General features: G+C 41.6%; 17 protein-coding genes and 1 pseudogene. 8 read left to right on the top strand and 10 right to left on the bottom strand.

From position 1 onward, the window contains the following. Window positions 1-566, top strand: a pseudogene (locus tag QZ334_RS00705) (S-layer homology domain-containing protein); the annotation flags it as partial. A gap of 178 nt (window positions 567-744) precedes the next feature. Further along, the gene (locus tag QZ334_RS00700) at window positions 745-2127 is read left to right on the top strand and encodes an S-layer homology domain-containing protein (RefSeq protein WP_295231075.1); all 1383 of its coding nucleotides are present in this window, start codon (window positions 745-747) and stop codon (window positions 2125-2127) included. 184 nt (window positions 2128-2311) lie between these two features. On the opposite strand, the gene QZ334_RS00695 is transcribed toward QZ334_RS00700, so the two are convergent. Further along, window positions 2312-3154: a hypothetical protein gene (locus QZ334_RS00695; RefSeq protein WP_295231072.1), complete on the bottom strand. Its 843-nt coding sequence runs from the start codon at window positions 3152-3154 to the stop codon at window positions 2312-2314. Between the two features lie 10 nt (window positions 3155-3164). Then, window positions 3165-5246: an OPT family oligopeptide transporter gene (locus QZ334_RS00690; RefSeq protein ID WP_295231069.1), complete on the bottom strand. Its 2082-nt coding sequence runs from the start codon at window positions 5244-5246 to the stop codon at window positions 3165-3167. A 448-nt stretch (window positions 5247-5694) separates the two neighbouring features. Here QZ334_RS00690 and QZ334_RS00685 point away from each other — a divergent pair, with 448 nt between their 5' ends. Further along, on the top strand, window positions 5695-7050 hold the full coding sequence (locus tag QZ334_RS00685) for a class II fumarate hydratase (RefSeq protein WP_295231067.1): 1356 nt from the start codon (window positions 5695-5697) through the stop codon (window positions 7048-7050). Between the two features lie 1241 nt (window positions 7051-8291). Here QZ334_RS00685 and QZ334_RS00680 read toward each other — a convergent pair. From QZ334_RS00680 to QZ334_RS00670, 3 genes are all read right to left on the bottom strand, one after another. After that, on the bottom strand, window positions 8292-9473 hold the full coding sequence (locus QZ334_RS00680) for a metallophosphoesterase (protein WP_295231064.1): 1182 nt from the start codon (window positions 9471-9473) through the stop codon (window positions 8292-8294). A 16-nt stretch (window positions 9474-9489) separates the two neighbouring features. Then, entirely contained in the window at window positions 9490-10587 is a 1098-nt protein-coding gene (gene mutY, locus QZ334_RS00675; protein WP_295231061.1) for an A/G-specific adenine glycosylase, read from the bottom strand. A 102-nt stretch (window positions 10588-10689) separates the two neighbouring features. Next, the gene (locus tag QZ334_RS00670) at window positions 10690-11211 is read right to left on the bottom strand and encodes an 8-oxo-dGTP diphosphatase (RefSeq protein WP_295231059.1); all 522 of its coding nucleotides are present in this window, start codon (window positions 11209-11211) and stop codon (window positions 10690-10692) included. Window positions 11212-11328: 117 nt separating this feature from the next. On the opposite strand from QZ334_RS00670, the gene QZ334_RS00665 reads away from it, so the two are divergent. From QZ334_RS00665 to QZ334_RS00655, 3 genes are read left to right on the top strand one after another with little or no spacing between them, the layout of a single operon-like run. Further along, window positions 11329-12102, top strand: coding sequence for a DUF4931 domain-containing protein (locus tag QZ334_RS00665; RefSeq protein ID WP_024066419.1), 774 nt, complete (start codon window positions 11329-11331; stop codon window positions 12100-12102). Window positions 12103-12157: 55 nt separating this feature from the next. Beyond that, complete coding sequence (locus tag QZ334_RS00660) at window positions 12158-12994, top strand: metallophosphoesterase (RefSeq protein ID WP_295231056.1); 837 nt, start codon at window positions 12158-12160, stop codon at window positions 12992-12994. A 9-nt stretch (window positions 12995-13003) separates the two neighbouring features. After that, window positions 13004-13234 (top strand): hypothetical protein, encoded by a 231-nt coding sequence (locus QZ334_RS00655; protein ID WP_005385164.1) that lies wholly within the window; start codon window positions 13004-13006, stop codon window positions 13232-13234. 106 nt (window positions 13235-13340) lie between these two features. Here QZ334_RS00655 and QZ334_RS00650 read toward each other — a convergent pair whose 3' ends face one another. Then, window positions 13341-14321 (bottom strand): molybdopterin-binding protein, encoded by a 981-nt coding sequence (locus tag QZ334_RS00650; protein ID WP_295231053.1) that lies wholly within the window; start codon window positions 14319-14321, stop codon window positions 13341-13343. Window positions 14322-14563: 242 nt separating this feature from the next. After that, a complete protein-coding gene (gene crcB / locus QZ334_RS00645) occupies window positions 14564-14944 on the bottom strand; it encodes a fluoride efflux transporter CrcB (RefSeq protein ID WP_295231050.1) in 381 nt (126 codons plus the stop codon). 151 nt (window positions 14945-15095) lie between these two features. On the opposite strand from crcB, the gene QZ334_RS00640 reads away from it, so the two are divergent. Next, a complete protein-coding gene (locus QZ334_RS00640) occupies window positions 15096-15485 on the top strand; it encodes a helix-turn-helix domain-containing protein (protein WP_295231047.1) in 390 nt (129 codons plus the stop codon). A 94-nt stretch (window positions 15486-15579) separates the two neighbouring features. Here QZ334_RS00640 and QZ334_RS00635 read toward each other — a convergent pair whose 3' ends face one another. Then, entirely contained in the window at window positions 15580-16287 is a 708-nt protein-coding gene (locus QZ334_RS00635) for a GntR family transcriptional regulator (RefSeq protein WP_024064500.1), read from the bottom strand. A 216-nt stretch (window positions 16288-16503) separates the two neighbouring features. Between QZ334_RS00635 and QZ334_RS00630 the strand changes: the two genes are divergently transcribed. Beyond that, window positions 16504-17445 carry a diacylglycerol/lipid kinase family protein gene (locus QZ334_RS00630; RefSeq protein ID WP_156719570.1) on the top strand — a complete coding sequence of 314 codons (942 nt, stop codon included), beginning with the start codon at window positions 16504-16506 and terminating at the stop codon, window positions 17443-17445. A 168-nt stretch (window positions 17446-17613) separates the two neighbouring features. Here QZ334_RS00630 and addA read toward each other — a convergent pair whose 3' ends face one another. Together addA and QZ334_RS00620 are read right to left on the bottom strand one after the other, a co-directional pair. Beyond that, on the bottom strand, window positions 17614-21480 hold the full coding sequence (addA, locus tag QZ334_RS00625) for a helicase-exonuclease AddAB subunit AddA (protein ID WP_295231044.1): 3867 nt from the start codon (window positions 21478-21480) through the stop codon (window positions 17614-17616). Continuing rightward, complete coding sequence (locus QZ334_RS00620) at window positions 21470-25000, bottom strand: PD-(D/E)XK nuclease family protein (RefSeq protein WP_295231041.1); 3531 nt, start codon at window positions 24998-25000, stop codon at window positions 21470-21472. The genes addA and QZ334_RS00620 overlap by 11 nt, the downstream gene beginning before the upstream one ends. Window positions 25001-25144 lie beyond the last annotated feature (144 nt).

The raw sequence follows: 25144 nt of genomic DNA, 5'->3' as shown, positions 1-25144 counted from the left end.
CTAAAGCTGACAAAGCCGTAAAAGCTGATGCAAAAAAAGTTGAAAAAGACGTAAAGGGCAATAAAAATGCCGCAGTAGCTCAAAAAACTGAACCTACTCGCACAGTTCGTCCTGTTCGTCGCAGCACGTTAAAAGCACTTGATCAAAAACAACAAGCTGCTTTGGAAGATAAAGTATTCGCTGAATTGAATAAAACATACAAAACAGAAGATGCTTTCCAAGATTACGGTGTAATGTACTGGCGTGACAATCAATTGCACGTAGCTTTGAAAACAGATAGCGATATTTCCACAGTTAAAGCAAACCTTGCAGCACGTGGTGATTCCACTGTAAATAACTACGTTGTAGTTGAACCATCCCAATACAGCCAAACTGAATACGATGCAATCGATGCGAACTTCCGCAACTATTACAACAAAAACGAAAAAGCTGGTACAATTCTAGCTACATTCCCAGATGTAGAAAACAACCAACTTTACGCTGTTGTAACAACTGCATCTAAAGCAACTCAACAAGGAATCTCAAAATTATTCGGTTCCAAAGTAAAAATGACAGTAAAACGCTAATCGGCGTTCACTCAACTAGCCAAGGCAGCGTATACGCTTAGTATTACGCTGCTTTGTTTATATCACTATGCATGCCCTATTATTCGCTATATAATGAATATAGATTTTATTGTTGGTGAAAGTTTATATTCTTCGGCTATAGAACGGTAGCCATTTACCATAATTAGGAAGGATTTTTATGTACAAGAATACCCCTTACGCATTACGTGCCCTCGTTCTTGGCACATTATTAGCTACAACAGGACTTGGCTTTGCTTCTGCAAATACTACGACTCAGGCTCCTGCAACTACAGCAGCATCCACAAAGGTTGAAGCACCTAGTGTAGCCTCCACGCAAGCAGTTACTATAAACACAGCTGCTCCTAATGTAGCAACAACTAAAGCAGAGGCTCATAAATTTGATGCCGCTAAAGCTGCTACACCTGTAGTTGTGAATACATCTATTGGTACGCCTCAAGACATTCAAAAAATCCGTGCCCACATCTTCTCCGATGTTCCTAGCGATTTTTGGGCTGCCAATTCTATCAGTACGGTAACAAAAGCAAATCTAATGAAAGGTTATTCTGACGGTACATTCCGACCTAATCAACCTATGACTCGTGAAGAAGTAGCTGCTCTCTTCAACAACATCACTGATGATGGTACAGCAGCATTCTTATCTAGCAAATTTAAAGATATTACATCCGATCGTTGGTCTGCCCTCGCTATCGAATCTGTAGCGCGTAAAAATATCATCAGCGGCTATGGCGATAATACATACAAACCTGAAAAATATATGTCTCGCCAAGAATTTGCTGTAGTAGCAGACAACTATATTCACTACTTAGGATATACAACAGAAGATCCAACAGCACTTGATAATATTGCTTATGGAGACCAAAAATTCGTAGCTCCTTGGGCTCAAGATGCAGTTCGTGAACTTGCATACCTTGGCTTCACAAACTACGCTCCTGGCACATTATTTAACCCTGAAAAATATGTAACCCGTGCTGAAGCAGCTGAAATTGCATATCGCATGACGCAAACAGAACAAGCTCTTGCGTTCCATAACACATTGTTCAAGCAACAAGTAGAAAGCAAAACAGCTACTATCATCGACAAAACATTGGGCTATGGCAATGATTTCACAAAATTCCGTCAAGATGGTGCCCTCTTCTGGGATGGTGGCAAGTTACATGCGTCTTTAACCGATAAGAAAAAAGCAGAGGCTGTTGCTCATGCAATCGCTGAAACACAAGATCCTCAACTTGAAAGTGCTCTTGTGGTTGCTCAAGGCAAGTTAAATCAAGCACAACTTGAAGATTACCAATCTGACGCTATTGATTTATACAAAGCAAAAGAGCCAAAAGGTAACATCATCTCCATCCGTCCTAACGACGATACAAGCGCTCTTATCATTACAGCTGACTCCGTTCAAAAGGACACTGTGAAAGCTTTCAAAAAGAAATTCAAAAACAATGTAGTCGTACAATTACCACAACCAGAGACAGTAAAACCGGATGCAGCAATCCAATTCCCATTACCTCCACGCGTAAACTACTACGACACAACAAATAAATAATCTCAACAATAAAAAGCCGTGTATCTACACGGCTTTTTGTTTTACCCTCATTCAAAGCTAAATAGTAATCTCCCTTTATATTTTAATTGCTATAATACAAAAAAGAACCGCCCCTAAAGGAGCGGTTCTTCTCACAATTAAACAGCTGTTACTATACACACATAATCGAATTCACACAGTTCGATTATTTTTTTGTTACATCATTTTGGCGGTCACGTAAGTTACCAACTGGTACATATACGGTACCTGCACTGTGGATTGTATCCACGTCTTGTTGTAAAACCATTACAACAGAATAATCATCAGTTGTGTAGAATTCAGTAGGCATTTTGTCAATATTAACTTCTCCGCCTAATTGATTTTTCACATCTTGATTATTATCGATAGCATTCACTAATTCTTTTTTATTAAGACCACCAAGGTCATATAAGGATAATTGACGACCTGTTGTAGTGTTGAATGTGAAGCCTTTTACATAGTTGACGCCATTCGCATCACGATCACGCATTGTGTACGTATGAATCAATACACTGAAAATACCATTTTTGTCTGTTTTAACATCGTAGTACATTACTACATTTGTTTTATCAGCTTCTTTGGCATTCAATTTTTCTACGTCGTTTTGTACTTTAGCAACGTATTTTTTGATAGTGTTATTGATTGCTTTTTCTACAATTGGGCTAACAGATTTAACTGTTGGGAACACTAAATCAAGATGATCTGTCGTGGATTCCACTGGAGATACAGCCACCTCTTTACGGTCCATATAGCGGTCCGCATTTGGTGCTACGACTTCAACTGCATTGCGATCAACCTTAGTTGCTACAGAGCGTAACGCACGGTTTTGCTCTGGTGTAGCAGTGCTGGAAATACGATATGTTAAATCATTGCGATTTACTTTATTCGTATCAGCTTGCGCTGCTCGCACTGTTGCAGTGTCTTTAGTTACAGGAATTTCGCTTGCTGCGAAGGATACTACTGGCAATGCAGCAGCCATCATGATGAGTACAGACTGTTTTAATTTCATTGTTTACCTCTTATTGTTGTTCTTGCTCAGCTTTCATTGCTAAAGCTTCTTCTTTATTGAATTTGTGTGCTACAACACGGCGAACAAGGTAGATACCAGAGAAGATGAATGCAAGCAATCCTAACCATTGTGCTGTTTTTTCAAAATCAGGACCTACTAATTCAAGTGGAGATTCACCACCACCAGTTGTAACGGACAATACAATAATAACAGCTATGATTACACCAATCAAGCTTTCACCAACAATCAAACCAGAAGCGAAGAGAACGCCACGGCGGTTAGATTGTTCAACATCGTACTCAGCAAGTTCGCCAGCACGCATTTTAGCACGAGCTACTAGGTAACGACCTACGAAATAGCTAATGAAAGAACCCAAGATAAGAGGTACTTCCAATGTTGGAGGTAAGTAGATACCCATACCAACTGCCAATGGAGGCAATGTTAAAGAAGCTGTTGTGCTCTTAAGAATTAAGTTAACGATGATTGCTACTACGCCAACACCAACGCCGATCAAGATGTAATCCCAATCCATACTGGAGCTGAAGATACCTTGAGCAATTGTAGTCATCAAAGTTGCTTGTGGAGCGGATAATGCAGCATTAGGGTCCATTTCAGCACGTGGTAACGCACCTGTGAAGCCATATGCTTGGTAAAGCAAGTTAAGAACAGGAGCAATTGCAACTGCACCGGCTACGGAGCCAAGTAACAACGCAATTTGTTGACGCCAAGGTGTAGCACCAACGAGTTGACCTGTTTTCAAGTCTTGCAAGTTATCATTAGAAATAGATGCAATCGCGATAACTACGGATGTCATGAAGATAGCCATAGCTGTAGCGAATTGTACGCCTGCTTCTGTAGCGAACAAATTATTTTCAGAAGCGATGAAGTACACCACTAGGGAAGAAATAATAGTCGCCAAGATACCAATACCAGAGATTGGAGATGCAGATGTACCGATAAGGCCTGCCATATAACCACATGCAGCAGCTACGAAGAAGCCGATTAGCAATGCTACGAGAACACCTACGATAACGAGTGTCCACATTAAGCCTGCGCTAATAGGTACTGCAGATACGAAGTCCCAGAAAGTAAGAACTAAACCTAAAAGGATGATACCGAACACGATGATAACAGATTTTGTGCTCATATCTGTATCCATACGATGCAATTCACGTTCTGCAGAACTGCTGTTCATGGATTTAACAGAAATTTTCATACCTTCGATGATAGGTTTGATCAATGTAATCAAAGTCCAAATCGCTGCGATACCGATAGCACCTGCACCAATGAAACGAACTTTAGATTTCCAAACAGCCATTGCAAATTTAGCTGTAGCACCACCATCTGGAGCAAACATGTTAGTCAAGTAAGGTACGAAGCCAGCCCAAGCAATGAGTACACCAACTAGGATAGCGATACCGGAAGCGATACCGATAAGGTAACCAGCACCTAACAACGCTGTAGAGAAGCCCAATGGAATTTGAGTAATACCTTTGCTACCTACAGGAAGCCAGAAGCTCATGCTGTCGCCAAGCACTTTGAAGCCATTCGCACAAAGACTGATAATACCAGCTACAAGACCACCGGATACGATATCGCCCATACCGGAGCTAGATTGAGGGCCTTGGCCACCATTATGGGAACCAACCTTCAAGATTTCTGCTGCTGCACGGCCTTCTGGATATGGTAGATCACTATTTACTACCATGGCACGACGCAATGGAATAGTGAATAACACACCAAGGGAACCACCGCATGCGCAGAGCAAGAATGTTTGCCAGAATGGGAAACCATTCCAATAACCAAGCATTAGTAGACCTGGCAAGATAAAGATAATTGCGGACAAAGTACCGGCTGCAGAAGCCTGTGTTTGTACCATGTTGTTTTCAAGAACGTTAGAATCCTTGAAGAAACGTAAAATTGCCATTGAAATAATGGCTGCCGGAATGGATGACGAGAATGTCAAACCAACCTTCAAACCGAGATATACGTTAGATGCTGTAAAAATTACAGTAATCAATGCACCAAGTAGCATCCCACGTAGTGTCAGTTCCGGCAGATGAAGGTCATGGCTCATAAAGTCATGTTTCATAAGTACTTACCTCCTCTGTGAAACTAGAGCTTACAACAATATAATAAGCTACTTCCATTTTATCGTGTTAAAGCGATGATTTCAACATTTATGCAACATTTATAATGTATACATGTTTCATTAGACCATTAACTATGTAGGAAAAGGCAATAGTCCAAAAGCCTCCAAAGCCACCTACCCCGCTACGCGGGGCCGCTAAGTCGTTTTTGGACTATCGCCTTTCCCCTCTCAAATCAACCCTCTATGAAACATGTATACAAATTAATATAAATCGTCGCATATATATTGGGAGAGGAGAAAAGGTGTATATGCACAAATCGCATATACACCTCTCTTCTATATGAAAATAGAAATCATTATCTTTTATTCTGTACAAATATACAGGATTTTATATAATTAAAGTACCGACGATAAGGTCGGCATGTCTTTTAAGGAGGTTGTAAACATTATGGAAACAAGAATTGAATACGATTCAATGGGACCAGTCGAAGTCGACGCTAGACGAATTTACGGACCTCAAACGCAACGCTCGTTTAATAACTTTAAGATCGGTGACCACCGCATCCCTATTGAACAAATCAAAGCGCTTGCGCTTGTCAAAAAAGCATGTGCTTTAACTAATGCTAAGTGTGGCGCAGTAACTGAGGAAAAAGCGAAACTCATCGCGCAAGTAGTAGATGAAATCGTGGAAGGCAAATGGAATGATGAATTCCCATTGACTGTATTCCAAACAGGTTCTGGCACACAAACTAATATGAATGTGAACGAAGTAATCGCTCACCGGGCTAAACAGTTAGATGAAAGCAACCCGCTCCATCCTAACGACGATGTAAACCGCGGCCAAAGTACAAACGATACATTCCCTACGGCAATGCATATCTGCGCATACTTTGAAATTACAAAACGCGTCATCCCTGCATTAGACGGCCTTATCGCATCCTTCGAGAAATTGCAAGAAAAAGGTAAAGGCTTGCAAAAAGTTGGTCGTACACACCTACAAGATGCTACTTTCATCATGGTAGACCAAGAAATTAGCGCCTTTGTGGACGGCTTAAAAACTGCTAAAACTATGCTCCTTCAAAACGCTGACTACCTACTCGACGTAGCCCTTGGCGGCACTGCGGTCGGCACAGGTGTAAACACGCCTAAAGGCTATCTAGACGTTATGGAAACTGTATTGCCAGAGGTAACAGGTGCTCCATTCCGCGTGAAAAACAATAAATTCCAAGGACTCGCTCTTAAAGATGCGTTCATGATGGCTCACGGTGCACTTAACACATTGGCTACGACACTATTCAAAATCGCTAACGACGTTCGCTTCTTAGGCTCTGGCCCTCGTTGCGGTTACGGCGAATGGCATCTACCTGAAAACGAACCGGGCTCCTCCATCATGCCAGGCAAGGTAAATCCTACACAATGTGAAGCTTTAACCATGGTATGCGCCCAAGTATTCGGCCACAATACGACTATGACACTCTGTGCAGGCAGCGGTGCGTTCCAATTGAACGTATACATGCCTATCATGATCTACGACTTTGTTGAAAGCTGTCGCCTCCTCGCAGATGCAATGAATTCTTTCACAACACACTGCATCGACGGTGTCGAATTCGTACCTGAAAAACTCAACTTCTTTGTAGAACAATCCCTTATGATCGCTACATCCTTAACACCATACATCGGTTACGACAAGAGCGCTAAGGTAGTAAAAGAAGCGTACAAACGCGGTTGCTCTATTAAAGAAATCATCTTGGAAGAAAAACTCATGACCGAAGACGAATTTGCTGAAGCAGTTCGCATGAAATAAATTCTCTCTCATCTTTATGACATATCTCTAACATCCTCTCATACCTCAAATGAACTAAAAAAGCCCCGATACTTAACGTATCGGGGTTTTCTATCTTTAATCTTATATTAGCTTATTAACTTTTAACAAAATTAGCGCAGACATTATGTAAGCAAACATAAAAAGAACTACATACATCTGTTTTTTTCTAGCCCATTCATAATAGCGACTATGAGGTGGCTGTTTTAATAATATAGCTAACACAAAAACAGGCTGCAAGAACCATACCAATACAATTGGCACAGCGATGTAATCTAAGAAATAAAACATGCTAAACAGCATAACCGGGTATGTAATAATTGCCGACCAGGAAAGAACTTTCATAAAATCATAATCAGAATTAGCAATTAAAGATACTAATAATGGTGAAAGCTTTTTCCTTAATAAGATTTTATAAATAAGCCAATATAAAGCAATCCACGAAAAAAGGATGGCCTCTAAAACTAATGGTAAATGTATATGCACAAATGCTAACCTCTTTTACGTCTTAAGTAGTTATAAATATAGTTCCATACCACATAGCTCAAAAGGATTACAATATACGTAGTAACAAAAAAATAGAAATCGACTTCATCCTCAATCATTTCAGGATTTGTAACAACAGTAAAAGGGATAATTATAAGAAAGAAAAGTACAACGCCTCGTACAAAATAATTATAGATTTTTAAAAACATATTCTCACACCAACTATAAAAACTATATTCTCATAACACAATTAAAACTTTAGCTCTAATATATCACAACTATCATATAAGTTCATATAATAAAAAGAGGTATTATATTTTCATATACAATACCTCTTTTAGTTTGTACCTTATGGTTTTCTAATATTTTATAAGGTTTATAGTCATTAGCAAAATCAAAGATATGATAAAAGCCATATCTTTCGTATTTAGCAGTTCATAGGTCTCGTCAAATGTATCATTCTCGAATGCTTGTATCATTAGTACCTCTTGTTTGCTGAGTTCCAGGTATAAATCTAAATGGCATCCAATTGCCACTAGTATTGCTATTTTGAGATATCCCTTATATATATCCGCTGTCATATCATAGAGCAGAGAGATATCAAATAGAGCAAGTAGAATGATACATATAAGAAATTTATGGATAAAAGATTTACTATACATGATTGTATCCCTATAATGAGCTCACTTTTTATTCTAATGAGCTCACTTTTTATTCTGAGGAACTCATCTTTACTTCTAAGCTACTCCATCAAAGAATGTAATGACTGTAATTTCTCGTGGGCAGTTGATACGGATTGGGAACCAGTGTCCTGATCCGTTATTAACGTAGCACACGCTTTGTTCTTCTACGTATCGACCTTTTGTATATGGTGTACCTGTTGGTACCAACGGCATGCCCATGAATACGATTTGTCCACCATGGGTATGACCAGAGAGGGTCAACGGAATTTTACGTTCAATGGCTTCTTCAAAGAATTCAGGGTGATGGGCCAATAGAATAACAAAGGCATAGTCGGGAATACCGGATAAAGCCTTATCAATCATAGCTTCACGTTTTTCTTTTTCTCGATCATTGTCGTACGCAACACCAGCAATATATACAGGTTGTTTGCCGCCCATAATTTGAATATTGCTATTCACAAGAATATTCATCGGTGTATTGTGCTTCAATTCCTCTAACACCTTATTCACATCGTGATGGTATTCGTGATTGCCTAAGATGAAATCTACACCATCAGGAATTTGTTTTGCAAAGGTTGTCAGTCTTTCACAAACCTGTGGTAACCAAGCTAGTTTATCGATTAAATCACCAGTGATAACAACGCGATTAGGCTTTTCTACAAGGGCGAGCTTTAAAATTTCATCAAGATCATCTAAGTCGATGCTTGGGCCTACATGAATATCGCTGAGTTGAACGATTTTATAATCCTTTAACCCAGGCGGTAAGTTCGTATATCCGAAGCTTTCATGCGTGACCTCAATCTCATGTTGCCCTACATAGGCTGCATAGCTAGAACCACCAATTGTTGCCAATGGTACCACTGTTGCCGCCGTTCTAAAGAAGGCGCGACGGCCCGTTCTATTTTCCTCTGGCGTTTTGCTCCAAATTTTATTAACCGCCCAGTATAGTAAACCTAGGATAATGAACACAGGAATAGCCAAGAATAAGCCAAAGAGAAAACCGTAACTTTCAGTACGGAATAGATTCATCAACGGATAATACACCGTTCCGTATAGATCCACTTGATTAAGTATATAGTATCGGATGGCAGCGAACCACGCACCGATAATAATTAGATAACCTACCCAAGCAGGCCATTTCTTTTTAGGCTTCCACAAGTTGAGGAAAAGCGCCCAAAATCCTACCAATCCTATTACGAGGATAGCAGAAAAAATGATATTAAATAGAATTCTCATTCATTGCTCCTACAAATTATTTTGCCATCTCCGTCAATTTACCATGAGGACCGGCCCAAGCATAATCAGCGAACGCATCGCGCTTGATGAGCATCCAGTCCTTTGGCAATTGCTTTTGGATAGCTCCGATCGTTATATTCTTAGCATCTCCTGCATACGTTAAATCACCGCGAAATGCTTTCATAAACCATTTTCGATGAGAGAAAATATGTGTTATTTCTTTTACTAATACAGGTTGTAAAGCTAGTTCAAAACCTAGATCCTTAACTAATTCTTCAAGGCCTCGTTCACCTTCGTCAAAGGTAGATACCATTTCCATCGAAGGAAATTCCCACATGGACCGTAGCAACCCACGATTCGGGCGTTTATGCAATAGGTAGTAGTCTTCGTATTGCAAGATGCCTACAAATAGAGGCACCTCTACAACCTTCATTTTCTTGATACGCACAGGTAATTTGTCCGTATCCTTATGTTGGTATGCTTCGCACATGTTTACAATAGGGCATTCTCCACAGCGCGGAGTTTTTGGAATGCACACGGCAGAGCCAAAATCCATTAAGGCTTGGTTAAAATCACCAGGCCGATCGTGAGGTAATGTTTCCTCTACAATAGCAGTTATAGCCTTCTTACCTTTAGTGCTCAAAATATCATCAAAGATGCGATATAAACGAGCGTAAATGCGCAGTACATTGCCGTCTACAGCTACCTCTGGTTCGTTGTACGCCATGGATAGCACAGCTCCAGCTGTATAAGATCCTACGCCCTTCAAGGACTCCATCGTCTTGCGGTCACGGGGCACAATACCACCGTAGTTTTCCACGACGTCCTTTACACCAAGGCGCAAGTTACGAGCACGGCTATAGTAACCAAGCCCCTGCCAAGCGTGAACCACCTCATCCTCAGAGGCCTTTGCTAGGTCCTCCAAGGTTGGGAATAAACGCATCCAGTTGTCATAATAGGGTTTCATCGCCTCAATGCGCGTCTGCTGGCTCATCACCTCAGACACCCAAATCTTATAAGGATCTCCACAATCGCGCCACGGCAATTCCCGTTTATGCACATCATACCACGCCAACAGCTGTGGCACCCACTTAGGGTTCTTTTTATCAGTCATATTACCTCAAAATATTATAAACTTAGGACTCTAGTACCACTTTCATGCCTATAGGCATATTACAAGCCTATTGCATATATGTTGCAGCCAATAAGGTACAAATTATCCATTAATATACAGATCAATGCGCGCCAAGTGTTCGCTTTCAAGAACGGTATCCACAGTGGTCAGATCCATCTTATCTACCGTACTGTTGTCTCGGCCAAATACGATAGGCCCTTTTAATTTCTTGCCTTCTAGCAACATTGGTAACCATTGGCGGTCACCATCCCACATGCGGTCGTAAGGAATTTCGTCTACTGTTAGCCAATGAGGTTCCATTTCGTCTGTTTCCTCTACATTGCCTGTGAAAGCACGCAAAAAGTACACATAACCTACATGTGTTAAGCTTTCATCAAAAGGAAATTGAAAATCAAAAGCAGCCACACATTCTAAATCTTCCGGGCGACCATGAAGTCCAGATTCCTCAAATAATTCGCGAACAGCACAGTCTCGGAAGCTTTCACCAGCCTCGAGTTTACCGCCAAATCCATTATATTTATCAGCCCCGAAACCACGTTTCTTACGACCTAGCAATATGCGATTTTGTTCATCAATGGGAAATACGAGCGTCGTCGGTTTCATAAGGCCTCCTTAATCGTTAAAATAATACCCTATTATTATACCATTATTTCATGTACGAATGGGCTAATTATGGTATGATTAAGAGTATAGATTTTCTTATACGGAAGGAGGCACATGATGAATAAACCACTACGATTTAACATCGCACTAGGGCGCACAAAGCCTGTTAATATTCGCAACGAAGAAGTGCGCTGCCCCTTCTGTGATCGTTCAAAATTAACGGATATTCTAGATACATCAGGTCATATCATATGGCTCATGAACAAATATCCTGTATTAGATAAAACATGGCCAACGGTTATTATTGAAACAGAAACAGACGAAGGCGAATTTTCTACATTGCCTGCCGATGAAGCGGCTCGCATTCTCCAATTTGGTCTAGATAAATGGCGTGAAACACGGGAACGGAAAGAGTTCAAATCAGTACTCTTCTTCAAAAATCACGGATACATGTCTGGCGGTTCTATCCGCCATCCTCACAGCCAAATTATAGGCCTTGAGGATTACGATTACCACGAAGATATTACGGCTCAAAATATGGAAGGCTGGCTCTTGTACGAAGATCAAGATGTGCGCATCACCTTGTCTACCCAGCCTATCATTGGCTTCTTCGAGTACAATATACGCTTTAAACCTGATGCACCTGTGCGCTCCGTAGCGCTAAGATTACAGCAAGTATTGCGTTATGTATTGCGCAGCATCGCCAATTATAGCCAGTCCTACAACTATTTTGTATATAATCTTGAGGACGGCTACGACTATATCAAGGTAGTAGCCCGTTATGTCACAACACCACTTTACGTGGGTTACAAAATTCCTCAAACTTGCGATGAAGAGCGCGCTGCAAAAATCATTCAAGACATTGCGCCGTACTTCCACGCCTCTAAATAGTTTAATATACAAATTGTATCTAAATAATTTTGATGATGTATTTGAAAGGATGTTTATGAAAGTATTTGCCATCGGCGACCTCCATCTATCTGGCAATCCTCCGACGAAGCCGATGGATATTTTTGGTCCTCACTGGGATAATCACTGGAGCCGCATCAAAGAAGATTGGGTGGCCCGTGTGACAGATGATGACATCGTCTTTCTCGTAGGTGACATGAGTTGGGCCCTTCGCCTAAATGAAGCAGCTTACGACTTACAAGAAATTGCATCCATGCCCGGCAAAAAGTATATGATTCGCGGCAACCACGACTACTGGTGGGCCTCCGCTAACAAGATGAGAAATCTCATGGGTGATGCTATCACCTTTTTACAAGGCCATGGTACAGCAGAACTCATTCAAACAGAAGAAGGCCCTCGCATTATTGCCTTTGGTGGAACACGGGCCTACCTCTGCCCTGGAGACTCCCATTTCACACCAGAAACAGACCAATCCATTTACGATAGAGAACTGATGCGTACCGAAGCAGCATTACTAGAAATGAATAAAGCTGTAGACATACTAAGAGAAGAAATTACTGCTGAAGCAAAGGTTGATATAACAAATCTTAATAAAGCTGATACAACAGATTCTGATAAGGCCTATCTATCAGCAATAGATATAGACAACACACCAGTAACAAAACTGTTATTGTTACACTACCCTCCGTTCAATGAATCCAATGCTCCTTCAGGCTTTACAGCACTCATGGAGACATACAATGTAGATACTTGTATCTTTGGACATTTACACGATCAAATATCCTTTAAGCGCATTCCAAAGGAATTTGGTTCTACTAAATTAGAGCTAGTGTCTGCAGACTATCTAGACTTTAGACTGAAAGAAATTATGTAAGGAGAGACCATGAGTCGCATTCATAAAGAACATTTACAAGCGGGCTATATTTTTGGTGATACAATTAACCAAGAATATATTTACTTGCCCTCTGGTGAGGTAGGCACCGACCATCCGTTAGCAGTTCTGGAAACACCGACAAAACGTGAGGACATTACGTTGGACGAAGCAGTCCACATGATTGACACCCTTACGTTAAAGCGTTGTAGCCATCCTACACTAGGGAAAAAATCATTTTAATAACAAATAGATTATAAAAGCACATTAATAACAAGAAGCGGATAGATATGAAATCTATCCGCTTTTTGTATTGGCTTATACAGTTTTTAGATGTTCCATAAAAGGATTATCCCAAGAATCCACCATGGCCCATGCGAATACAATCCTCTTTTGTGATTTCATCGTTTACTACAAGGCGTGGCAAGATTTCATCAAAGGCTGTTGGTTTGCTAAATAATACACCACCTGGAACGCCTAGGATTGGCGTACCATCAGCGCAGTATGCAATACAAACCATGGAGCCTGGCAATACAGGCAAACCATAAGTTACTACACGATCTGCATAGCGTTTAATGGCCCCTGGTGTTAAATCGTCAGGGTCAACGCTCATGCCTCCGGTACAGAAAATAATATCAGCACCAGCTGTTTTTACCTTATCAATAGCCGCTACGATATCATCTGTATTGTCCGTCACGATTTCATGAGCTACCTTTTTTACACCAAATTCGGCACAACGTTCTTCAATGATTGGGGTGAAAGCATCTTTAATACGGCCTTCAAATACTTCAGATCCTGTAGTAACAATGCCCATTGTTTTACGTACAAATGGTTTTACATTAAGTAAAGGCTTGTCATTAGCAATTTTCTTCGCATCCTCTACTTGTTGTTCTTCTAACAGCAATGGAATACAACGCATCCCCGCCAATTTGTCGCCTGCTTTTACCGGTGTATTATTATATCTTGTAACAATTGTAAGCTCGCCGATGCTATTAATAGCATGTAAGCGATCTACATCAACTTTAAAGAGACCGTCTACGTCCGCAATAGCTTCGATTTTACCTTGCGCCATAGGTCCATCGTGCATATTTTCGCCACCTGCCATATTGTACAAAGCACGTGCCACGTCCTCTTCGTGCAAGAATCCTTCATCCTCAGGTTCCATCACAAAGATATGCTCTTTACCAAGGTCTAGTAATTTCGGAATATCCTCTTCCGTAATAACATGGCCACGACGAAATGGCGTATCTTTCACCTCTCCTATGACAATGCGTACTAAATCATGTATTAATGCATGCCCTACAGCATCTTGTGTTCTAATGGATTTCATAATATCTCCCTTTATAATCTAGAATTCTGTGTAATGTATTAGACCCAAAATTGTATTCAAACTTTAAATTCTGAATTCTATACAATGTATGTTATAACAACAAAATGTACCTAATCCTATTCTGAATTTCTTGCAAATTAGTTTATAAATATCTTCCGAATAAGACCTAAATAGTCTTATGTATTAATCATATAAAAATAGCTTTATATATGCTGTAACTCAAGTCACCTTATTCGGTAAGATCAGATTGCACCAAGTATACGCGCAAGTAGTACACCAATCCAGCAAAGGATTAAGCCCCCTACAACTTGTACAGAGCCATAGAATAAAGCTTGTACATAGGACTCAGACATCATCAGTTGTAACATTTCAAAAGCAAAGGTTGAAAATGTTGTAAATGCACCGAGTCCACCAACAACGAGGAAGAATCTCGCCAACTGCGATAAATCTGGCTTTTGCATATATAGACCTAGTACAAGGCCAATAATGAGGCAACCAATGAGGTTTACTACAACCGTTCCATATGGAAAGGAACTCACCTTTGTCATAACCCATTCGCCAAGAGCCATGCGACACAACGCACCAACAGCTCCACCAATGGCAACTGCAATGTATTTTTCCATATTGCCTCCTATACTTACAGTAGTATCCTACGATTTCACAATCCGTGTAATTATCTGAAATAACCGATAAATATCTAGTTTTCTATATTAGTCAACGACCAACAGTCTCAGTATACTATATTTAGAGAGCAGGGAAAAGAAAGGAATCCCTATGAAACCTCTAACAACACCGTTAACTGAGCTGCGAATAAATACCTACGAAGACCCATTTTTACAACATCAATATGTGTGTTTAGGTCATAAAATTGCCAACATACGCATATCTCTAAATATGTCCCAACACGAGCTTGCACGCCACGTTGGGATTAGTCGCAGTTATCTGAGCAAGCTAGAGTGTGGCACAGGCATATCCGGCATGTCTTTAGAAATTTTATTTAAAATCGCTGAAGCATTCCAAATTGATGTAGCTCAGCTTGTAAGGTTGCGTATCATAGATTATAAAAGTTGCAATGCTCATCTTACGTCACACTATAAACGATTAGAATTTCTAAGTCATACGAGGAACAGCGCCCTAACTAAAGTTAAGCCAAAGCTAAGTTAAGTTAAGTTAAGCTAATCAAATACAGTATTAACACTCGTACAGAAAAAGCCCCGCCAACGGCGGAGCCTTTCATAAAGCATGCCAACAATAGGCATTATACTTCATTAAGTTTTTTGTGTTGCACTTCAGCATTTGCTTTTTTGAAGATAAATGCATTATTAATATGCTGACGCATAGCAGTTTCTGCTGCCACTTCATCATGACGCTCAATAGCATCTACGATATGATCATGTTCATCGTCACAATCATGGGTACGCACTGCATTAAAAGAGCTAATGTACATGTCGCGGTTAACGCGTTCACGGAAGCTCGCTAAGTATTCTACAACGCGTTCATTACCAGAATAATGAGCAATCATAGTATGGAAACGACTGTTTACTTCAACGCGTTCTGTAGCTTCTTCAATTTCATGCATTTCTTTACAAATTTCACGCAACTCTTTAATTTGTTCATCAGTGGCATGACGGGCACAAAGTCGCGCCCCAAGACCTTCCATTACTTCACGCACTTGATACAATGCAATAATCTCTTCAGGAGTATCCGCCTTTACAGTAACACCCTTCCAAGGAACAATAACTACGAGATTATCTTTAGCCAATTTACGGAATGCTTCGCGAACAGGTGTAGCACTCACTTGCAATTGTTCTGCAATTTTTACTTCGTTAAGCTTTTCTTGTGGCATCAATTCGCCTGTTAAGATAGCTGTTTTTAATGTTAAATAAACTTGTTCACTAAGTGGTAATCTTTCAATGGAGTCCACAGCGGACAATTTGTATTTATCTTTAGAATCTTGTCGTCCCATTAATATCCCCTAATCTTATATCCCCTCAACTCATTCGTACTTTCAAAGAACGGCTAAAATGAGTATAATATATTGTACGATATATTTTGTATTTTGAATAAATATGTTATATGTGATTTAGTACATATAGTATAATTATAGAGCTCACATCTAAGACTGTCAATTTAACGATAGATAATAGCTATATCTCATTTTTGAAAGTAAGGAAGTTGTACCATGAGCCGTTGTTTAGTTATCATAAATCCTGTATCAGGTGGCGGTGCAGCACGTCGCTATGCCCTCGATTTGCAATGGAAATTGAGCACCTTGTTTGAAACGATTGAGGTCAAATTCACTACTGGTGAAGGCGATGCTACACGTTTCGCAAAGGATGCTTGCGAACGCGGATTCGATGCTGTATTCTGCATGGGCGGTGACGGCACCGTAAATGAAACCGTTAACGGTATTGCCCAAGGTGGCTTTAAATCTACCTTTGGTTTCATTCCTGTTGGTACTGTAAACGATATGTCTCGTGCCCTTGGTATTCATCAGAATCCAACACAGGCGATCAAACGAATTGATATCAATCAAACACGTACCATTGATATCGGTCGTTGTAACGACAGATATTTCTGCAATAATATCGCAGCCGGTGTTATTCCAAAGGTAATCGAAGAGGTTACCCCAAAGGAAAAGAGCATCTTAGGCCCTCTAGCCTACTTTTTACGCGCAGGGCAAGCCTTATTTACAACAAAGGACTACACATACCGCATCAAAACAGAGAATGACGATTTTATCTGTAAATCCCCACTCGTTCTTGCATTGCTCACCAATGTAGTGTCTAGCTTTGAACGCTTCATGCCGGAAGCATCTGTAGATGATGGTTATATGCGCATCATAATATTCAAGGAATACTTCATCCTCGATATTCTAAGCGTATTACCGCTTATCATTAGTGGTGCCATCTACAACTCCCGTTATACAACAACACTAACCGTGAAAAAGGCTCATATTGAGTTATTATCTAATATCGGTGATTTACCTACTAATATGGATGGCGACCAAGGCCCATCCATGCCAGTAGATATCGAAGTATTGCCACGGGTTCTAAAAGTATTTGCCCCTGCAAAACACAAAAAGAAAAAGGCTTTGAATTTGCCTATACTACCACATATTTAATAAATTATAGAGAAATCTACAAGACAAAACTATATAACAATCTATAACACAAAAGCTCTCTATTCAAGAATAGAGAGCTTTTTTATGTTCATTACCTTATAGGAAATACCTACCTAGTCCCTGCATATTTCTCATGCATAGCACTAAGTTAAGCATATACTTACAAGGCTAGTCTATGCTGATAGCATCATGCAAACGGAAGCTATAGATATAACATGCTTTCACAGGCATCCCTGTCAATCGCTGCAAGGCCTCTTTATAGAGATCCATTTGTATTTTATAACGCTTGATGAGGTCTTCCCCAGATTTGACGCGGTCCGTCTTGTAATCTACAAGAACCCACTCACCATCTTCTTCAAAGGCAGTATCGATAATACCTTGAAGGAACAGATTTTCGCCGTCCTCTAAGGTATCGTATACCCGTTTCCCATCAAAAAGCATACTGAATGGCAATTCACGTTCTATGCGCTTCGCATTTACAAGACGCTTCCCAAGGTCAGAACTAAAGAATTTATATAGACTTGTATCGCTCAATAGATTTCGTTCTTCCTCTGTGAAAGTCCCTTTAGTTACGAGTGCATCAAGCTCTTTCGTTAAAGAAGCTTGAGTATACTGCGCAAGAGGAAGCCATTGCATGGCCTCATGCATCAAGGTACCCCATTGAGCCCCCGTCAACACATCCTCTTCGGACTGTAGTGCTTGCGGCTTACGACCAAATACAGAATTCGCTAAATCATCAGCAGGAACTGTAATAGTTGGTACAGATTCATTACTTGTATCGTCGCTATCAGCATTACGAACATCTAGCTTAATGGCTTGACCTAAGATTGCATCTGAAACGGCTCGTTTAGCCTCTGTATCTACCGTTACAATCGATTCGTTCAAAGTATCAATAGTGCCTGCTTCAAGTTCCCGTTCTTGGAATCGTCGTTTCAATTCGCTGACGGAAATCTTAGCCGTGCGCCGCGTAGCGTCGCTGTACGGATAACTATAGTTGAAGCGGTCTTCGATTTCCTGTGGCAGTTCCACGGAATTAACAGCTTGTAATTCGCGTACCTTATTGATGGTAGTTTCATCGATATCTGCCTTATAATCGAGGTCACCGTAGAGAGAGCCATCGTGGATTTCGACCTTGATGCGACATTTTTTATCTGGTAAATCAAAATAGGTCGGTCCTTCGTACTCAATGGCTACGCGCAATGGATTACCACCGTCTAAATGACGGGTAAAGCCCATAATTAACCATTCTAGATACGTATTAGCTTGGGTGATAATATCCGTCGGCAATTGTTGACCTTCTACTGACGCTGCATTTTTAATGAGTTCACCTAAGGTACTCAACTTACCTTTAGCATTTTTAAAGCCTTTAAAATGACCTGTCATAATCAGCTTATCTCGTGCCCGTGTTAACGCCACATAGAGAATACGCTGTTCCTCGGCCTTGAGGGCTGCTTCTTTGACGTCTTTCACGTAGAACCACGGCATAGTTGGGAAAGACACCCGAATATCTGGGAAGTACCCTTTAAGACCAAGTCCTGCGTTTTTATCGATGAGGAGTTCTGAACGAAGATCCATCATATTGAACCGTTTTTGAACGCCAGATAAGAATACCACAGGGAACTCAAGGCCCTTACTCTTATGGATGGTCATGAGGCGCACCACATTGTCCGCTTCGCTCACCACATTGGCAAGAGGCATATCTTGGTTGCTATCACGCAAGCTTTCCACAAAGCGCAAAAATCTAAAGAGTCCACGGAAGCCAGAGGCCTCATAGCCCTTAGCTCGGTCATACAGAGCGAGTACATTCGCACGGCGCACGAGACCGTTCGGCATGGCTCCTACATAGTTAACATAGTCTTGAGATTCGTAAATATCCCATAGCAAATCTGTTACACCGTGACGGCGCGATAAGGTACGCCACCGCTCCATATGGTCAATAAACGCTAATAAACGCTCATCTTGAACCTCTTTAGCATAGGCTGGCATAAGAGACCACAAAGAGCCCTCGCCAGATAGGCGCAGTGCGCCTAGTTCGTTTGCATCAAGACCTACGAGGCCAGAGTGTAATACCGCCGCCATCGGCAAGTCTTGTTCTGGATTGTCTATGATGGATAACAGCGCTAACAATAGTTGTATTTCCTGTGCTTCAAAGTAGCCATCTCGTTCGTTTACCACCGCAGGGATGCCCGCTTGGCGCATAGCCTCTACGGCACGAGTGCCCCAACCAGCCAAGGATCTGCGCAAAATAGCAAAGTCACGCCACTCGATTTGACGGAACGTACCATCTGGATTTTGCACCTTTTTCTTAGCCGCATGGATTTCCTTAATCTTTTGGATGATGAAATCTAGCTCACGCTCGTTGTTTTCAGGGTCATCCCCTTCATCTTCGTCGCTTTCACTAGCACCGAGAGTATCCTTGCTCACATCTAAGAGCTGCAATTCTACGTCGCCTCCAACCCAATCCTCAGGCGCATCCTCTACGATACGGCCAGGAATGAGGGATTCTGCCTCAGTATAATTGAGCTCCGCCGCCTCTTCCGTCATGATTTGATAGAACAAGAAGTTCGTAGCAGCCAAAATATTTTCGTGAGATCGGAAATTCTTTGCTAGGTCGATACGGCGTTCTACCGCATCAGTGCTGCCGTAGGTATTATATTTCTCCATAAACAGAGAACTGTCAGCCATACGGAAGCTATAAATCGCTTGCTTCACGTCCCCTACGTAGAACCGGTTATCGACGCGAGAAATCAAGTTGATAATCGTCTCTTGCACGCCGTTCGTATCTTGGTATTCGTCGACCATGATTTCTTTGAAAGTATCTTGCAGTTCCTTTGCTACATCGGACGGCTGAGGGTCATCCTCTGTACCAGGCTCCACGAGAAGGGCCAAGCATAAATGCTCCAAATCACTAAAGTCCATGATTCCTTGCTCTTGTTTCATATCGCGATACGCCTTATGGAACGCAATGGTTAGCTCTACTAAACCTTCGATGATTGGATATTGAGCCTTGAACTGGTCTCGTAAGGTAGCTTCCGGCACTGTGAATACAGCAGCTTGCATCGCTTTGAGGTCATCTCTATTTTGACCGCCTAAAGATCTAAACTCTGCTACCAATATAGGGTCAAAGGCTTGTGCCTCTTTTGGTCCCATGCGGAACTGATCTTTAATAAAGGTATCTACATGCTTACATACTTCGCCCATATCGTCCCAAGTTTGAGCATTTGAAAGCATGCCTAGTGCGGCTAGTTGGTTATCATAAATATTTTGCCATTTATGAGGCCCCACTGGATCCAATAAGATTTGCTCCATCCGCTCTAAGCGCTCGCGAATACGGTCAATAACAGCTACATGTTGATCCCACATATATTGGCCCCATAGGGTCTCACTAGGATTTACAGTCATAGCCTCTTTATAAGGCTCTAAGGCTTTACGTAACCATCCATCAGGATTAGCAAGGGACATGGCGTAGTTATATAGAGACATAATCTTCGCCGTTAAGCCTGCATCCGATTTATCATCGCTAAAGAAATCAGCCAATTCATAGATATTATAAAGGCCTTCTTCATAGGATTTAGTCAATAAATCGGCTAGCACCTCTTGTTGTAACAATGCCATTTCTGCTTCGTTACCGATGCGAGCAGTAGGGTTAATATCGAGCTTGTAAAAGTAAGACCGAATCACCCATTGGCAGAAGGAGTGCAACGTAGAAATATGAGCAGACGGCAATAGATTAAGCTGTCGTTCAAGGCGCTCTTGCATGGCTGCATCCTCGCTGGATTCCATGGCTTTCGCCAAAGCAAGACCAATACGAGCACTCATCTCTTGAGCTGCCGCCTTTGTAAAGGTTACAACCATGAGCTCTTGAACGGATAAAGGATTATCCATATCTTTAAGCCGCGTAATAATACGCTCTACGAGAACTGCCGTTTTACCAGAGCCCGCAGCTGCAGCGACTAGCAAGGTTTGATTATCTAAGGACGAATCCTTCGGCGCTATGATGGCAGACTCCTGCTCCGGCGTCCATTTAACACCCATGGTTTTCACCTCCTTCGTTACTATTATTTCCGTCATAACTATTATTGCTGTCGTTACTGTTGTTTCCGTCGTTTAGAACCTCTTTCATCCGTTCTAATGCATCATCTTCAGATAAGCCGGACAGATAGTTATACTTATTACGGCTAGAGTCAAAACGGCATACAGTATTGTAGTCACAGTATGTACAAGGTCTATTCTTATGTAACTGGTACGGCTGAATTGGGAATTGACCGTCTCCGATGTGGCGACCAATGTCAGCCATTACATGATTGGTGTAACGACACATTACGTCAAATTCACCAGGATTCTTAACCTTACGCAAGTCTCTACTAGAAATAGTTTGATCCTTTTTCGTAGCGATTGGTACATATGGTCCTCGTTTAGATCCATAGGACAAAAATTTATTGTCAATATGCGTCAACAACTCGATATCATCAGAGAAGTATCCACTGTTTTGCCATGCATCGCTTTCCTTAGCCAAAGATACTGCATCTTCATAAGATATAGGCGCATCGGCAGGAATTTTAGGATTTTTCACATAGGAATACACCACAGCTGCCGGTGACATGGAGCCACCATGCGTTTTGCCATAAGCGGATTCTAACGCCAATAGATAGGTCATGAGCTGTAATTTAAGACCATAGTACACATCTTGGGCCGTTACGTGGGCACCGCCCGACTTATAGTCAATAACCATGCCATAAGTTTGACCATCTCGTGTATATTCATCAATGCGGTCAATTTGACCGATGAGGCGTAAATAACGGTCTTCTCCAAGAGGCACGCGAATCGGATCCCAGCCGCCTTGACGTCCAAAATCTTGCTCCAAGTATTTCGTATCAAAATCACTGCGCTTCGACCACTCCACAAGGCGGTCTACCGTCACATGTAATGTTCTTTGTACACGCTGCTCGATTGCCTTTTGGTAGGCGTCACTCGTTTCCTCGCCGCCCTGATTTTCTTGTAAAATTTCTTCTGCCACGGAGCGGCACAAATTTTGTTGATCCGCTTCGTTAAGGTCACGCCATTGTTTATTGTTATCTAATAGATAATTACCTAAACGCTCTAAATTAGCGTGAAGGAATGTACCAATTTCAGGAGCACCAAAGGAACGTACACGACGCGGTTCTAGTTTTAAACCATATTGAGCATAGAACTTGAACGGACATTGCTGATATCTCTCTAGACGCGTCACAGAACCAGACATATAGCCTTTAGATAGGAACAATCCATTCACTAAATCCTTCGTAATGACAGGTACATCATTATTATCTCGAATACCACGAGACACCTCACCTAAACGAGGACGGTAGGTGTCGCTTTCACGAGCCCAGTTATAGAGGCCCCACCACAATGGATTGACCTCATGCCCACTAAAGAGGGCGCCCCAGCGCTCAGACAATAGGGACAAACTCTGTAAAGGTCTCCATACATAATCCGACTCAGTATCAGGTGTAATGGAGAGTGGAATATCTACCGCCTTATCTACATAACCAAGGGATTCTAGTCGTTTCACCACGAGGGATGGCTCAAGGCCGGTTCCATCTTCACCAGAACTTGCATAGGACAGCGTCAAGGAATCGGATGCTCGCGTCATAGCTAGGTATAATAGGAAATTTTCGTTGAAAGCCTTCGGCAAAGCCCCTTCCGCCAAAGTAATGCCGGCCTCCGCCAATTCTTGACGTTCCTTATCCTTGATAAGACCTTCATCGCCCATGCTTTGTGGGAATATGCCTTGATTGAGGCCCATGACGAATACCTTAGGCCACCATTGACTATAACCACGTTCGATGGTGGTGATTACCACATGATCTAAGGACGGAGGAATCATAGAATAATTCACATCACTCAAGCCTTCTTCGAGGAGCAACATCATCTCATCTAGGGTCAACACTTCATCCTTCATGACCATAGAGATTTCATCTATGAAAGAAATAACAGCATTGTACATCTGTTCATGGCTGGCTTTCGACTCTTGATCGCCCACCGTTTCTGCATCTTTTGCCCATTCATAGAGATGCTGTGGCACTTGCAAGGTTTCTAACAAACCATACAGTTGCGCACCCCAATCAGCGCCCGTATGACCTTCGCTATGAGCGGCAAAGTCAAACCATGGGGATAGAATCTCCATAATAGTTTGCCGAGCTTTGTTGATACGAGCTCTACGAGGTGCATCTACATGACTTTCTTCATCTTGCCCTTCATGAAAGCCTCGTAAATAGGGCCAGCTTTCACGTTCCCATTTATAATGGTCGATACCAAACTCGAGTACATAGTTTTCTAATTCATCTACGGCCTCACGGGTAAGGGGCATCAAATCTGTTTTAAGCAATAAGAACATGCTGTCTCGACTGTAGCTATGGCGCACGATATCAAAGAGTGCCGTCAACAACTCGCCTAATGGATGGTTTTTCATAGGCCGTTGGCGGTCGATAAAGTGCGGAATGCCATAACGACCGAAGACCTTTTCTAAGGTATCCCCGTACGTTTCTGACTCGCGAAGCATGATACATACATCGCGGTAACGTGCTTCTGGAGAGGATTCTACGTAGGCTAAAATACGGCGAGCCACCGCATCAGCTTCTCGTTCTCTATTATAACCACGAATGAGTGGAACAGTAGTATCAGTAGAATTTTGCTTGCTAGGACTAGTAAAGTAATTAGACTCTAATTCTTGTACGATTTGAGGGCCCCGTTTGCCGTCAAAACCCACCCAATTAATACTAGTGCCATAACGAGCCACTAAGGTGTCGTAAATTTCTAAAGGACGACTAAAGAGATGTTCCCCTCGACGAGCGAGGTTTAACGCCTTCGGAGCCATCGGTAAGTCAATAGTAATAACGGCTTCCTTAGCCAAATCAAACAAGGTATAGATCAACTCGTAGTGTGTCGGCGTAAACCAATGAAAGCCATCGATAAAGACGTGGCTGTTTTCCATCAGTGGAGATTGAGGCAAAGCCTCAACGATTTCCATGATAGGATCGATGTCGCGCTCCCCATGACGACTGATTTCCTCTTCATAGGCAGCCATACAGATGGCAAGTTCCTGCAATTTCTTTTGTAATACTTTATTTTTAACGGACTGTGCCCCACGTTCAAGGTCATTAGGACCGACGCGAAATGCACGAAACTCAGAAAAGAGCTGTTGCAATACAGAAGAAAACTCAGGACGTTTAGTAGCCTGTTCTAAGAGACCTAGCTCCTTTTGTTTCCGCTTCATAACAAGGCGCAACAACATAGACCGGCCAAAGCTAGATAAGCTTGATTGACCGGCTCCTTTGGACCCTATGGATTGATATACTTGGTAACCCAAACGACCAAAACCTACGACGCGAACCGTAGTAAAACCTTTTTCAGGCATAAATTCTGCCAGTTCCCGCTCTACCCGATACGTAGCTGGTTCAGGAACGAGTAAGATTATGGGTTCCCCTGGACAATCTGTCATGACTTGACGTATCCGTTCATATACGGCATGGGTCTTACCAGATCCTGCTCGTCCATAATAGACGCTAATACTCATGAGACCTCCCTAGTGAAGCTTTCACCATCTCAATTTATATAATTTATATAATTCGCAAATTTCATCTTATTTATATATTTCTTATTCTTAGGTATAGCCTAAAACTATTTTTTTCGATATAATAATGTCATTATACATAAATAC

It is taken from the genome of Veillonella sp., from assembly GCF_019414865.1.
Taxonomy (GTDB): Bacteria; Bacillota; Negativicutes; order Veillonellales; family Veillonellaceae; genus Veillonella.
Note: the sequence above shows the minus strand (reverse complement) of the source record. Positions and strands in the feature narration are given on the sequence as shown.

What these genes read in the sequence shown, in the direction of transcription:
- QZ334_RS00700 (WP_295231075.1), top strand. Translation starts at nt 745, where the DNA reads ATGTACAAGAATACCCCTTACGCATTACGTGCCCTCGTTCTTGGCACA.
- QZ334_RS00695 (WP_295231072.1), bottom strand. Translation starts at nt 3,154, where the DNA reads ATGAAATTAAAACAGTCTGTACTCATCATGATGGCTGCTGCATTGCCA.
- QZ334_RS00690 (WP_295231069.1), bottom strand. Translation starts at nt 5,246, where the DNA reads ATGAAACATGACTTTATGAGCCATGACCTTCATCTGCCGGAACTGACA.
- QZ334_RS00685 (WP_295231067.1), top strand. Translation starts at nt 5,695, where the DNA reads ATGGAAACAAGAATTGAATACGATTCAATGGGACCAGTCGAAGTCGAC.
- QZ334_RS00680 (WP_295231064.1), bottom strand. Translation starts at nt 9,473, where the DNA reads ATGAGAATTCTATTTAATATCATTTTTTCTGCTATCCTCGTAATAGGA.
- mutY (WP_295231061.1), bottom strand. Translation starts at nt 10,587, where the DNA reads ATGACTGATAAAAAGAACCCTAAGTGGGTGCCACAGCTGTTGGCGTGG.
- QZ334_RS00670 (WP_295231059.1), bottom strand. Translation starts at nt 11,211, where the DNA reads ATGAAACCGACGACGCTCGTATTTCCCATTGATGAACAAAATCGCATA.
- QZ334_RS00665 (WP_024066419.1), top strand. Translation starts at nt 11,329, where the DNA reads ATGAATAAACCACTACGATTTAACATCGCACTAGGGCGCACAAAGCCT.
- QZ334_RS00660 (WP_295231056.1), top strand. Translation starts at nt 12,158, where the DNA reads ATGAAAGTATTTGCCATCGGCGACCTCCATCTATCTGGCAATCCTCCG.
- QZ334_RS00655 (WP_005385164.1), top strand. Translation starts at nt 13,004, where the DNA reads ATGAGTCGCATTCATAAAGAACATTTACAAGCGGGCTATATTTTTGGT.
- QZ334_RS00650 (WP_295231053.1), bottom strand. Translation starts at nt 14,321, where the DNA reads ATGAAATCCATTAGAACACAAGATGCTGTAGGGCATGCATTAATACAT.
- crcB (WP_295231050.1), bottom strand. Translation starts at nt 14,944, where the DNA reads ATGGAAAAATACATTGCAGTTGCCATTGGTGGAGCTGTTGGTGCGTTG.
- QZ334_RS00640 (WP_295231047.1), top strand. Translation starts at nt 15,096, where the DNA reads ATGAAACCTCTAACAACACCGTTAACTGAGCTGCGAATAAATACCTAC.
- QZ334_RS00635 (WP_024064500.1), bottom strand. Translation starts at nt 16,287, where the DNA reads ATGGGACGACAAGATTCTAAAGATAAATACAAATTGTCCGCTGTGGAC.
- QZ334_RS00630 (WP_156719570.1), top strand. Translation starts at nt 16,504, where the DNA reads ATGAGCCGTTGTTTAGTTATCATAAATCCTGTATCAGGTGGCGGTGCA.
- addA (WP_295231044.1), bottom strand. Translation starts at nt 21,480, where the DNA reads ATGGGTGTTAAATGGACGCCGGAGCAGGAGTCTGCCATCATAGCGCCG.
- QZ334_RS00620 (WP_295231041.1), bottom strand. Translation starts at nt 25,000, where the DNA reads ATGAGTATTAGCGTCTATTATGGACGAGCAGGATCTGGTAAGACCCAT.